We start from the raw sequence: 11,572 nt of genomic DNA on the forward strand, positions 1-11,572 counted from the left end.
CAAAACGACTCCACTCGGCAAACTTCAACCGTTATAGTGCCGACGAATTCATCCAAGCGGGGGAAAAATGGCAGGTTCAGTTAACAAGGTTATTCTCGTCGGCAATCTCGGTCGCGACCCGGAGATTCGTTTCACCCAATCCGGCCAGAAAATTGCCAATATGAGCGTCGCCACCTCCGAACAATGGCGCGACAAGCAATCCGGCGAACGCCGTGAAAAGACGGAGTGGCACCGGGTTGTCATCTTTGACGAACGGCTCGCCGACATCGTCGAGAAATACGTCAAGAAGGGCTCCAAGGTTTATCTCGAAGGCTCGTTGCAGACCCGCAAGTGGACCGGTAACGACGGCATCGAGAAATACACGACCGAGGTTGTGCTGCAACGCTTCTCCGGTGTCCTGACCATGCTCGACTCGCCCGGCGGCGGCGGCGGCGGTTACGGTGGTGGCAGCGACGAGCCCCCGTCGTGGGACAGCCCCGACAGCGGTTCCGCGTCAGGCGGGTCATCGTCAGGCGGGTCATCGGGGGGCGGCAAAGGTCCCGGCGGCGATCTCGACGACGAAATTCCGTTCTGACGCGACTGATAATCTGAAGCGCCCCTCTCCCTGTCCCTCTCCCGAGGGAGAGGGAACTCTTGGTTAAACGCCGGCCTTTCACCCTCTCCCCGGGGGGAAGGTGGCGCAAAGCGCCGGGAGAGGGGATTCGAAAAGGCTAAAGCTTTGATCAACATGCGCCGAAATGTGCTGATTCTCGCCAGTTGTCAGGCGCTGGCGATGTCCGGCACGTCGATGATGCTGACCGTCAGCGCGCTGGTCGGCGTCATGCTGGCGCCCGACAAGACGCTGGTGACGCTGCCTTTGGCGGTGCAGTTCATTTCGACGACGGCCTCGACCATTCCGGCGTCGTTCTTCATGGCCCGGGTCGGACGGCGCACCGGCTTCACCATCGGCCAGATGCTCGGCATGATCGGGGCGGCGATTGCATCCTATGCCATCTATATCGGCAATTTCTGGCTGTTCATGGTCGGCACGGCGATTCTCGGCGTGCATAATGCATTCTGGCAGTATTACCGCTTCGCCGCCGCGGAAACGGCGAACGATGAATTCCGGCCGCGGGCGATTTCATATGTCATGGCGGGCGGCCTGGTGGCGGCGTTTCTGGGGCCGCAGCTGGCCAAATGGACGGCGGAGCTCAGCGTTGCGACCTTTGCCGCCAGTTTTGCCGCGATCATCGGGCTGAGCTTCATTTCCGTCGTCCTGTTGCAGTTTACGCGCATTCCGACACCGAACTTCGAAGGCGTCAGCACCGCGGGGCGGCCGATCGCCCAGATCATGCGCTCGCCCGGCTTTATCGTCGCCGCCATGTCGTCGACCATCGGCTATGGGATGATGAACATGCTGATGACATCGACGCCGCTGGCGATGACGTTCTGCGGCTTTGCCTTCAACGATGCGGCGACGGTGATCCAGTGGCATATCGTCGGCATGTTCCTGCCGAGTTTCTTCACCGGCAGCCTGATCAAGCGCTTCGGTGTCATCAGTGTCATCGCCTGCGGGGCCGCGCTGCAGGCCGGAGCCATCGCGACAGCGCTTTCGGGAATCGATTTCAGCAATTTCTGGGGCGGACTGATCATGCTCGGCGTCGGCTGGAATTTCATGTTCATCGGCGGCACCACGCTGCTGACCGAATCCTACATGCCCGAGGAACGCGCCAAGACGCAGGCAGCGCACGATTTCCTGGTTTTCAGTCTGGTTGCGGTGACGGCCTTTGCCTCCGGCGCGTTGCATGAAACGCTGGGCTGGCAGGCGGTCAATCTGATCGCTGCCGTACCGGTCTCGGCGGCGTTTGTGATGGCGATCTGGTACGGCACGCGCAAGGCCCGAAAACCGTCGATTTGAGGCGGCTAGACAAAAGCTTAAAAAAGCCCCTGAAAGTCCCCGCCCGAGGTTGTGGGCAGGGGTTCAAAATGCTACAAATAGGGGTCTATCGGGGGTGCTTTCAAGGCGCTCTAGCATCGACGCTTAAGTAACTGAAAACAAAGCGAAATATAAAAATTGACAGATACGCCTGAAGCGCCGCCGCCGGCGACTCCGCACGACGATGTGACGCCGGTTTCAATCATCGACGAAATGCGCAGTTCGTACCTCGATTACGCAATGAGCGTGATCGTCAGCCGCGCGCTGCCCGATGTCCGTGACGGCCTCAAGCCGGTGCACCGCCGCATTCTCTTCTCGATGAAGGAAAACGGCTTCGACGCCAACAAGGCTTACCGTAAATCGGCACGTATCGTCGGGGACGTGATGGGTAAGTACCACCCGCACGGCGATCAGGCGATCTATGACGCCATGGTGCGCATGGCGCAGAATTTCTCGATGCGCCTGCCGCTGATCGACGGACAGGGCAACTTCGGCTCGATGGACGGCGACCGCGCCGCCGCGATGCGTTATACCGAAGCCCGGCTGGCCTGGTCGGCGCACGAGATGATCGAGGATATCGACAAGGACACCGTCGATTTCCAGCCCAACTACGACGAAACCGTCATCGAGCCGAAGGTGCTGCCGGCCGGGTTCCCGAACCTTCTGGTCAACGGCGCCGGCGGGATCGCGGTGGGCATGGCCACCAATATTCCGCCGCATAACCTGGGCGAAGTGATCGACGCCTGTTTTGCGTATATCGAAAATCCCGACATCACCATCGACGAGATCATCCAGAACCACATCCCCGGTCCTGATTTCCCGACCGGCGGCCTGGTCATGGGCAAGAACGGCATTCTGTCGGCATACCGGACCGGGCGCGGCTCGGTCGTCATGCGTGGCCGCACCTCGATCGAGGAAATCCGCAAGGACCGCTTCGCGATCATCGTTCACGAAGTGCCGTATCAGGTGAACAAGGCCAGGATGGTTGAAATCATCGCCGAGGCCGTGCGCGACAAGCGGATCGAAGGAATTTCCGACCTGCGTGACGAAAGCGACCGCACAGGTGTGCGCGTTGTCGTCGAGGTAAAGCGCGATTCCGAGCCGGAAGTGGTGCTGAACCAGTTGTTCCGCTTCACGCCGCTGCAGACCAGCTTCGGCGTCAACATGCTGGCGCTGCACGAAGGCCGCCCGCTGCAGATGAATCTGAAGCAGATCATCGTCGCGTTCGTCAAATTCCGCGAAGAAGTGATCCGCCGCCGTACCATCTTTGAACTGGGCAAGGCGCGCGAACGGGCGCACGTGTTGGCCGGTCTGGCCGTCGCCGTTGCCAATATCGATGACGTCATCGCGCTGATCCGCCATGCCCCGAACCCGCAGGACGCCCGCGAACAGCTTATGGCCCGCGAATGGCCGGCCGAGGACGTGGCGCCGATGATCGCGCTGCTCGACGAACCGGGCCGTGGTGTCGTCGACGGCAAATACCGGTTGTCCGAGGAACAAGCCCGCGCGATCCTTGAATTGCGCCTGCACCGCCTGACCGGGCTGGAGCGGGACAAGATCGGCAACGACCTCCGGGAAATCAGCGAACGCATCGCCGAATACCTGGAAATCCTGCGATCCCGCGAAAAACTGCTCGGCATCCTTGTCGACGAGTTGCAAGTCATCCGCGACAAATTCGCCAACGATCGCCGCACGACGCTCGAAGAAGACGCCTACGAACACGATATCGAGGATCTGATCCAGCGCGAGGACATGGTCGTCACCGTGACCAACGCCGGCTATATCAAGCGCGTGCCGATCTCGACCTATCGGGCGCAGCGCCGCGGCGGCAAGGGCCGCGCCGGCATGGCGACGCGCGACGAGGATTTCGTCAGCCAGGTCTATGTCGCCAATACGCACCAGCCGGTGCTGTTCTTCTCGTCGACCGGGATGGTCTACAAGATGAAGGTCTATAAGCTCCCCGTCGGCACGCCACAGGCGCGCGGCAAGGCGCTGATCAACCTTCTGCCGCTCGATCCCGGCGAAACGATTTCGACGACCATGGCGTTGCCCGAGGATGAAACCACCTGGGAAGACCTGTTCGTCATGTTCTCGACGGCGCAGGGCAACGTGCGCCGCAACCGCCTGTCCGACTTCACCAACGTCATGGCCAACGGCAAGATCGCCATGAAGTTGAACGAAGGTGATTCCCTGGTCCGCGTGCGCACCTGCTCCGAAGACGACGACGTCGCGCTGTCGACCAAGGGCGGCAAGTGCATCCGCTTCCCGGTCACCGATGTTCGCGTGTTCTCGGGCCGCACCTCGGTCGGTGTGCGCGGTATCCGCCTGAAAAAGGGCGACGAAGTCATCGCCATGTCGATCCTGAGCCACCACGAAATCGATACCGAAACCCGCGACGCCTATCTGCAGGCGGAACACGCCTATCGTCGCCTTCATAACCCGAATGCCGATTACACTGACCGTGACGAGGACAAGGCGCGCGACACCGAACTGGCGGCGCGCATGGACGAACCGGCGTTCGCGGCCCTGGCCGAACGCGAGGAATTCATCCTGACCGTGACCGCCGACGGTTACGGCAAACGCTCGTCTGCCTACGAATACCGCATTTCCGGGCGCGGCGGGCAGGGCATCACGGCGATCTCGCTGGATCGCGGCAAGGGCGAGGCAGAGGCGCATGTCGTCGCCTCGTTCGCGGTCGTCGACAACGACCAGGTCATTCTCGTGACCAACGGCGGGCAGATTATCCGCACGCCGATCGACACCGTCTCGATCGTCGGCCGCGGCGCACGCGGTGTGCGGCTGTTCAACGTCTCCGGGGACGAGGACGTGGTTTCCGTGTCCCGGGTCCGCGAAGCCGTCGATGGGGAAGATGACGCAGACGTCGAAGGTGAAGAGGGCGAGGACGCCCTGGCGGAGGCCGCCGACACGGCACCGGGCGATGCGCCCGACGCTGACGACGAGGGCGTTGAGACACCGGAAGAGGATACCGGGGCATGAGCGTAAAGCGTATCGGCGTCTATCCGGGGACCTTCGACCCGGTAACAAACGGGCATATGGACGTGATCGGCCGCGCGACGCGTATCGTCGACGAGCTGGTGGTGGCCGTCGCCGTCAACATCGGCAAGGGACCGCTGTTCACGCTGGAAGAGCGCGTCGAACTGCTGGAAGGGTCGATCAAGCACCTGTCGGCGGACGCGGCGTCGCGAATCCGCATCGTGCCGTTCGATAACCTGTTGATCGATTTCGTGCATACGCAGGGGGCGTGCATGATCGTGCGTGGCCTGCGGGCGGTGTCGGATTTCGAGTACGAATTCCAGATGGCCTCGATGAATGCGCGGATGGATAACCGCATCGAAACGGTGTTCCTGACGGCGTCCGAGCGCAATCAGTTCATTTCGTCGCGTTTCGTCAAGGAAATCGGCCGTCTCGGCGGCGATATCGGCCATTTCGTCACACCCGAGGTCAAGGACCGGCTGATTCAGCGATTTGACGAGATCCGCAATGACGGTCTCGACGCCGACGGCGGCGACGACTGATTGCCGGCGGCAGCGGCGAACGCAGAAAATCTGCCGTAAACGGCAAATCGAGCGTTGACCATCGGAGCCTGTCTACGTAATGTCCCGGCGGTTCCGGGCAGGACGCTGTCTTGGCACCGAACGTTACCTGGGCGCGCTTAGCTCAGTTGGTAGAGCAACTGACTTTTAATCAGTAGGTCACAGGTTCGACCCCTGTAGCGCGTACCATTTAAAACCCCGCAGCCGGCAACGGTTCGCGGGGTTTTTTTTGTGTGTAATTTCCGTCCGGTTCGCAACGTGCTAGCGTCGCTTTTCAAGCGTGTGAAACAGGCTCGACAGTTTGTACGTGAGGGATGAACAAATGACCCACCCCTGTGATCTCAGCGCCGTTGAGGCGCGCAGGCTGATGAAAGCGCGTGAGCTGTCGCCGGTCGAGCTTCTGGAAAGCTGCCTTGCACGCATCGAGGGCCTGAACGGCACCGTCAATGCGATCACGGCGATGGATGTGGTGCGCGCGCGGGCCGAGGCAGTGGCAGCCGAAAAGGCCTTTGCCGCGGGCGACGTGGTGGGACCGCTGAGCGGGCTGCCGGTCGGCATCAAGGATCTCAACGTCACGGCCGGGCTGCGCACCACGTTCGGCTCGCTGCTGCATGAAAACGATGTGCCCGACACCGACGAGGCGATGGTGGCGCGGCTGCGGGCCGCAGGCGCGATCGTGCTCGCCAAGACCAACACGCCGGAGTTCGGGTCCGGCTCCAACACCACCAACCGGGTCTTCGGGCCGACACGCAATCCCTACAACGTCGAGCGGACGCCGGGCGGCTCGTCCGGCGGCTCGGCGGCGGCGCTGGCCACGGGCATGCTGCCGCTCGCACACGGCAGCGATACCGGCGGCAGTCTCCGCAATCCGGCGACGTGGTGCGGGGTCGTCGGCCTCCGACCGACGCCGGGGCTGGTCGCGCGCGAAGCGCGGACCCTGAATTACACGCATTTCAGCGTGCAGGGCCCGATGGGCCGGAGCGTCGCCGATGCGTCTTTGATGATGGCCGGGCTGGCCGGGGATGACGCGCGCGATGCGCTGGCGGGACCGTGTGCACCGAATGATTTCGTCGAGCTGCCCGATTGCGACCTGTCGAAACTGCGTATGGCGTGGTCCACGGACTTCGCAGGCAGCGCACCGATCGACGATGACATCCGCACCTGTTTTGCCGCGGTGATGAACGACATCGCGCCGTGGTTCGGAGACAGCGGCGCGCACGATCCGGATTTCACCGATGCCCGGGATATCTTCTGGACGCTGCGCTGTGTTTATTACGTGGCCAGCCATGAAGAGCGGGTGGCCAACCATCGCGATCTGCTGGCGCCGAGCATCGTCAGCAACTATGAGGCCGGGTTGTCCATGTCGCTGGTCGATGTGGCACATGCCGAGCGGGCGTGGACAAAACTCTACAAGGCGTTCGAGGCGTTCTTTGCCGATATCGATCTGCTGATCGTGCCGGGCAACGCGGTGTCACCGTTCCTGATCAAGGACGGCATCCCCAGATCCGTCGGCGGCAAGGTGATGGAGAACTACGTCGATGCCTCGTTGATCCGCTCGGCGCTGACCCTGACCGGCCATCCGGTGATCGCGATCCCGGCGGGCGTCGATGCGCTGGGCATGCCGTTCGGCGTGCAGGTCGTCGGCAAACGGCGCGGCGATCTTGATCTGCTGGCGGCGGCACAGGCGCTCGAAGCGAAAATCCGCACAAACTCACGTTTGACGCTGCCGCCGCCCGACCTCGCCACATTGATGCGTTGAACGGCAGCGTGTGCTGACGACGGGCATCGGGGTCTGCAAAGTATGCTAAGGTCGGCGGGTGCCGCCGTCATCGACATTGAGGCTGATTGCCGTGAACCGGTTTGTCGTTTTAGTCGTCCCGCTTTTGCTTGTGTGCGGCTTTGCCGCCGCAGCGCAGGCAACGGTCTTTTCATGCACGGTCGCCGACAGCCGCAGGCTCGACCCGCAGGGCAAGCTTGTCATGGGGGAAGGAACCGCGACGGGGGATCGGCCGCTCGGCCACTTCACCTTCAACGACCGCACCGGCCGGTTTTACGGTTATGGCGATCCATGGGTGCTGAGCATCATCCAGCGCGGTTCCCGCGAGCATGTCCTGTTGGCGATCAGTACCCATGTGGGGCCGGGAAATACGGCCATCCAGATGCTGAAGATCAACACCTTCAACACCGGACGGATGCCGTTTTTGTGGCTCAACGACGACGAACTTGCATCCGGCGTCTGCACGGCGGGAGAGTAGTCTCTCGGGATGCGGACAAAAAGAACCCCGCAGCACCCTTTCGAATGCAGCGGGGCGTTATTGGGGGACGAGCCCGGATTACTTGAGGAAACCCGAAATTTCGTCGAGCAGGGCCAGGCGCTTTTTCTTGAGGTCCTCAAGGTGGTCGTCGCTCATCGGCTCGACGTCGGTTTCGCCGCGGTGAATTTCCCGGTTCAGTTCGTGATATTCATCGCTGATTTTGGCGAAGTGCGGCTCGCTTTCACGCAGCTTGTGAAGCTGCTCTGCCTGTTCGGGGAATACTTCAGCAAGTTCGTGCGGGGTGTGGGACATGTTTCTCTCTTTGACGTGTTGATTATGTTCGATGATGCGGCGTGTCCGCGGATTGCTCATTGACCTACATCAATAGGTCCCGGACGGCACGCTGTTTTTCAGGAAATCCAGCAGCAGACGGCAGACCGCAACGGGTTGTTCCTGCTGGACCCAGTGCCCGGCGCCGGCGATCAGTTGCGTACCGCGATAATCCGGACAGACGGCGGTCTCCATCTTTTCCAGCGCGCCCGGTGCCTGATACGTGCCCCAGTCGCTTTTGCCGGAAATGAACATCACCGGCACGTCGATGGTACGCCCGGCGAAAATCTCCTGTTCGCGGGTGAAGCGCTCGACGAAGCGGCAGCGATACCAGTTGAGACCGCCCTGAAATCCGGTCCGCCCGAAGGTGTCGCTGTAGACGCGCAGCTCATCGTCGGTGAGCCATGTGCAGCCTGCGATATGCTCTGGCGTCGGCATTTCCGGAGCGACGGTTTCGGCCATGGTCCGGTTCAGGTCCATCACGTAATACGTCGGCAGCTTGGCCAGTTCTCCGGCCGTCCAGCCGTCCAGCCTGTGCGGCGTGTTGCCGGGCCAGTCCGCGCTTTTGAAATGGAAATAGGCGCGCAGGAAATCGTGGATGCCCTGTTCGCAGGCCCACATGTGGCCATTGGCATCGCGGGTCGAATAGTACCGGTGATAGTGCTTGCGGGGCCGCTCGAGGGAGGCCAGCTCAACGTCCATACCGGTGACCGGGTCGGTATCGGATGTTCTTTTCAGGGGCGGTGGTCCGGCGTAAGGCGCGCTCATCAGAACGCATGAGGTGAAGACATCGGGGCGGATCAGGGCGAAGTGCGCGGCGGCGAACGAGCCGAAGTCATGTCCGACGAGCCCGGCCACGCGATCGATGCCGAGCGCCGACAAAAGCCCCAGGGTATCCCTGAGCAGGTTGAGAAAGCGGAAGGACGAAAGATCGCCGTCATAGGACGCGTCCCATCCGGTGCTTAGCCCGTAACCGCGCTGATCCGGGGCGATGACGTAATAGCCGGCGTCCGCCAGCTTCGGCATGACATTGCGCCAGCTGTAGGCCAGTTCCGGAAAGCCGTGCAAAAGCAGAACCGGCGGGCGGTCCGGTGCGCCGGCTTCGAGGACATGCATGTTGAGGCCGTTGCCGTTGTCGATAAAGCGCGATCGGATTTCGGGCGGCAGCGATGCGGTGTAAAGCGTTTCTGTCAATTCGGGACTGGGGGCAAAGAGGCTGGGGGGCAGGGATGGCGGCGTGATCAAGGCGGGACCGGCATGACCCGCTGGTTGGTGGAACGCAGCTTTTTGCTGATGTCGAGAAACAGGCTCTCATAGAAGCGGGCGGTGAAGTTGATATCCTGCTTCAACTGCGCGAAAAGAACGCTTCCGGGGATCGAGAGGATTTCACAAGCGCCGTCGGCGACAAGGGTGGCGCTGGCGCCGTGACCGTCCATCAGGGACAACTCGCCGATTACTTCTCCCGGGCCGAGCGGTCCGGCGAATTCGGCGCAAATTTCATCCAGATACATCCGCGTGACGCGGAGATTGCCGGACTTGATGATAAGCAGACTGTCGATGACATCGCCTTCGGTGATAACGGCCTCGCCGCTTTTGTAGGAGAGCGTATCGGCAACGGATATGAGCCAGTCGTGCTCGTTTTCATAGAGCTTTGGAAATGCGCCGATAAGATTCATGCCCCGTCCTCTCTGCCCCGCACCCGTATTGGCTTATTAATTGTGCCAGTAGGTCCAGCTATGATAAGCCGGTACAATGAAGAAATACAAATTCTTAGCTGTTTTGCTCGGGGCCGTCCTGTTGAGCGGGTGCGCCGTTGTCGCCGCGGATGAAAACGGCATTTCGATCCGGCACTCGGCCGAAAACAATCTGCTGGTCCAGCGCAAGGCCGAAAAGCACTGTGCAAGTTTCGGCAAAATTGCCGTCAAAGTGCAGGAAAGCTCCATCATGAACCTGTATTACGTGCGCACCTCGGTCAGCACGTTCGAGTGCGTCAAGAAAGCGCCGAAGCCGCCATCGTGAGTATTGAGGGACGCGCGCGTCAGCGCGTTAGTGAAGGACGCAATCCTGCGGACGTTCGTCCGACAGAAGTTCCTCCGCCGCCCTTGCGATCTTGAGCCAGATTTCACGTCCGGCAGCATCACCGGCATCGCGCAACTGGTCGGCTTTGATGAAAGCGCCGGCGGGGGCGAATTCACCGTATTCCTGGATCATCAGCGTGGCGGTCTTATAGACAGCGGGTGTAAGTGTCATGATTGGCCTCGTTAGCCCGAAGGGCTTTTGATCACGTCATTGACGGTCACGCCAAGCCGGTCTTCCACGACGATGACCTCGCCCTTGGCGATGAGCTGGTTATTGGCATGAAGCTCGATATCCTCGCCGACGGTGCGGTCTAGTTCGACAACCGCGCCACGTCCGAGTTTTAGAATTTGACTGATCGGCATGAAGGCCGTGCCGAGAACCGCCGTGACCTCGAGCTTAACGTCGAGAACGGCCTCCATCTCGCTGCGCGAGCCGTCACTTTTGACGCCGTATTCCTTATCTTCTTCTGCCATAATCGCGATCCTAGCGGCAACTTGGTTAACGCTTGATGAATCTCTTGCCCTGAGAATCGCAGATTATCATTTTCGCGCAGACCAGCCTACGGCATTCGCACAGGCTCAGATTCCGCCGCCCTGATCGATTTCGCCGGTCAGGATGCGGACCCGCTGGCGCAGCGACATCAGGTCGGGCTCGGCGAAGCCTTCCGTCTCCAGTTTGGCTACCGTATTCAGCAGGTATTCGCGGTTCAGGCCGCTGATCCCCTCGGCCCGCATGATGATTTCCGCCGCCGTGCTTTCGCCGAGCGTACCGGCATATTGTTCGTGTGCCGGATCGGCGATGAAGGTGTAGGCGGAGACCGCTTTCCCGTTGATATCCACGTCCACGCAGGCCGGTTGATACGCGTAGCCGATCATCTCTCTTTCATAAAGATAATCAAATATTTGTACCCTGTCCTTAATGTCTATTCTGAATGCTATGCCAAGGCAATAACCGCCTTCGTCCAGACCAAGAACCAGACCCGGCACATCAAGCGTGCCGCGATGGTAATGCGAATAGATGCATGGCGCGCGATGATAGCCGTCGAGCCGTGCCGTCTGCTGTTCGAGGAAGCGGAATCCCGGTCGCCACATCAACGATCCGTAGCCGAATATCCATTCGACATCCGGGATCTCGTTTCCATAGCGCGAGCCTGTCATGTAGCTGTCATCCTGGCGGTTTACTTAGTGAGACTTAAATCCCGGAAATTATTGGATTTTCCGTTACATCAAATTTGGCTAGAGTAATCTTCTGGAGTGAAATGGCCAACCATCGGAATTTAGTTAAAATTTTCATCAAAAGTGATGCATGTCACAGTTGGTTTTGACGGAAAAGACGATAACCGACAAGTGCTGCAGAGAAGCTGCTGCCATCGGGGTTTATATGAAGTGTTTCGCGGTTTCCCAGCCGCTGGACACCGAGCCTTTGGGGGGCTCTTTTGA

The 11,572-nt window shown here is 60.6% G+C and carries 13 protein-coding genes and 1 tRNA gene; 8 read left to right on the forward strand and 6 right to left on the reverse strand.

Features of this window, described 5'->3' with window-relative positions:
* Nucleotides 1-67: 67 nt before the first annotated feature.
* The 7 genes from ssb (at nucleotide 68) to L2D14_10465 (ending at nucleotide 7,724) form a co-directional block, all read left to right on the forward strand.
* A complete protein-coding gene (gene ssb / locus L2D14_10435; protein WNJ98291.1) occupies nucleotides 68-574 on the forward strand; it encodes a single-stranded DNA-binding protein in 507 nt (168 codons plus the stop codon).
* Nucleotides 575-727: 153 nt separating this feature from the next.
* Nucleotides 728-1,897: an MFS transporter gene (locus tag L2D14_10440; protein WNJ98292.1), complete on the forward strand. Its 1,170-nt coding sequence runs from the start codon at nucleotides 728-730 to the stop codon at nucleotides 1,895-1,897.
* A 156-nt stretch (nucleotides 1,898-2,053) separates the two neighbouring features.
* Complete coding sequence (gene gyrA, locus L2D14_10445) at nucleotides 2,054-4,912, forward strand: DNA gyrase subunit A (GenBank protein WNJ98293.1); 2,859 nt, start codon at nucleotides 2,054-2,056, stop codon at nucleotides 4,910-4,912.
* Nucleotides 4,909-5,451, forward strand: a complete 543-nt coding sequence (gene coaD, locus L2D14_10450) for a pantetheine-phosphate adenylyltransferase (GenBank protein WNJ98294.1) — start codon at nucleotides 4,909-4,911, stop codon at nucleotides 5,449-5,451. Before gyrA ends, coaD begins: the two co-directional genes overlap by 4 nt.
* 131 nt (nucleotides 5,452-5,582) lie before the next feature.
* A tRNA-Lys gene (locus tag L2D14_10455) sits at nucleotides 5,583-5,658 on the forward strand.
* Between the two features lie 133 nt (nucleotides 5,659-5,791).
* Nucleotides 5,792-7,228, forward strand: coding sequence for an amidase family protein (locus L2D14_10460; GenBank protein ID WNJ98295.1), 1,437 nt, complete (start codon nucleotides 5,792-5,794; stop codon nucleotides 7,226-7,228).
* A gap of 91 nt (nucleotides 7,229-7,319) precedes the next feature.
* A complete protein-coding gene (locus L2D14_10465) occupies nucleotides 7,320-7,724 on the forward strand; it encodes a hypothetical protein (protein WNJ98296.1) in 405 nt (134 codons plus the stop codon).
* A 78-nt stretch (nucleotides 7,725-7,802) separates the two neighbouring features.
* Here the strand turns inward: L2D14_10465 and L2D14_10470 are convergent, their stop codons facing one another.
* From L2D14_10470 to L2D14_10480, 3 genes are all read right to left on the reverse strand, one after another.
* Complete coding sequence (locus L2D14_10470) at nucleotides 7,803-8,036, reverse strand: DUF465 domain-containing protein (protein ID WNJ98297.1); 234 nt, start codon at nucleotides 8,034-8,036, stop codon at nucleotides 7,803-7,805.
* A gap of 69 nt (nucleotides 8,037-8,105) precedes the next feature.
* Nucleotides 8,106-9,248: an alpha/beta hydrolase gene (locus L2D14_10475; protein ID WNJ98298.1), complete on the reverse strand. Its 1,143-nt coding sequence runs from the start codon at nucleotides 9,246-9,248 to the stop codon at nucleotides 8,106-8,108.
* 47 nt (nucleotides 9,249-9,295) lie between these two features.
* On the reverse strand, nucleotides 9,296-9,730 hold the full coding sequence (locus tag L2D14_10480) for a cyclic nucleotide-binding domain-containing protein (GenBank protein ID WNJ98299.1): 435 nt from the start codon (nucleotides 9,728-9,730) through the stop codon (nucleotides 9,296-9,298).
* 76 nt (nucleotides 9,731-9,806) lie between these two features.
* Here L2D14_10480 and L2D14_10485 point away from each other — a divergent pair, with 76 nt between their 5' ends.
* Entirely contained in the window at nucleotides 9,807-10,073 is a 267-nt protein-coding gene (locus L2D14_10485; GenBank protein WNJ98300.1) for a hypothetical protein, read from the forward strand.
* A gap of 27 nt (nucleotides 10,074-10,100) precedes the next feature.
* On the opposite strand, the gene L2D14_10490 is transcribed toward L2D14_10485, so the two are convergent.
* From L2D14_10490 to L2D14_10500, 3 genes are all read right to left on the reverse strand, one after another.
* A complete protein-coding gene (locus L2D14_10490; GenBank protein ID WNJ98301.1) occupies nucleotides 10,101-10,304 on the reverse strand; it encodes a hypothetical protein in 204 nt (67 codons plus the stop codon).
* 11 nt (nucleotides 10,305-10,315) lie between these two features.
* Nucleotides 10,316-10,606 (reverse strand): flagellar motor switch protein FliN, encoded by a 291-nt coding sequence (gene fliN / locus L2D14_10495; protein ID WNJ98302.1) that lies wholly within the window; start codon nucleotides 10,604-10,606, stop codon nucleotides 10,316-10,318.
* A 105-nt stretch (nucleotides 10,607-10,711) separates the two neighbouring features.
* A complete protein-coding gene (locus L2D14_10500) occupies nucleotides 10,712-11,290 on the reverse strand; it encodes a gamma-glutamylcyclotransferase (protein ID WNJ98303.1) in 579 nt (192 codons plus the stop codon).
* Between the last annotated feature and the right edge of the window lie 282 nt (nucleotides 11,291-11,572).

It is taken from the genome of Thalassospiraceae bacterium LMO-JJ14 (genome assembly GCA_021555105.2).
GTDB lineage: Bacteria > Pseudomonadota > Alphaproteobacteria > Rhodospirillales > Casp-alpha2 > UBA4479.

Coding starts and splice junctions, on each gene's coding strand:
- ssb (WNJ98291.1), top strand. CDS start 68: ATGGCAGGTTCAGTTAACAAGGTTATTCTCGTCGGCAATCTCGGTCGC.
- L2D14_10440 (WNJ98292.1), top strand. CDS start 728: ATGCGCCGAAATGTGCTGATTCTCGCCAGTTGTCAGGCGCTGGCGATG.
- coaD (WNJ98294.1), top strand. CDS start 4,909: ATGAGCGTAAAGCGTATCGGCGTCTATCCGGGGACCTTCGACCCGGTA.
- L2D14_10460 (WNJ98295.1), top strand. CDS start 5,792: ATGACCCACCCCTGTGATCTCAGCGCCGTTGAGGCGCGCAGGCTGATG.
- L2D14_10470 (WNJ98297.1), bottom strand. CDS start 8,036: ATGTCCCACACCCCGCACGAACTTGCTGAAGTATTCCCCGAACAGGCA.
- L2D14_10480 (WNJ98299.1), bottom strand. CDS start 9,730: ATGAATCTTATCGGCGCATTTCCAAAGCTCTATGAAAACGAGCACGAC.
- L2D14_10485 (WNJ98300.1), top strand. CDS start 9,807: ATGAAGAAATACAAATTCTTAGCTGTTTTGCTCGGGGCCGTCCTGTTG.
- L2D14_10490 (WNJ98301.1), bottom strand. CDS start 10,304: ATGACACTTACACCCGCTGTCTATAAGACCGCCACGCTGATGATCCAG.
- fliN (WNJ98302.1), bottom strand. CDS start 10,606: ATGGCAGAAGAAGATAAGGAATACGGCGTCAAAAGTGACGGCTCGCGC.
- L2D14_10500 (WNJ98303.1), bottom strand. CDS start 11,290: ATGACAGGCTCGCGCTATGGAAACGAGATCCCGGATGTCGAATGGATA.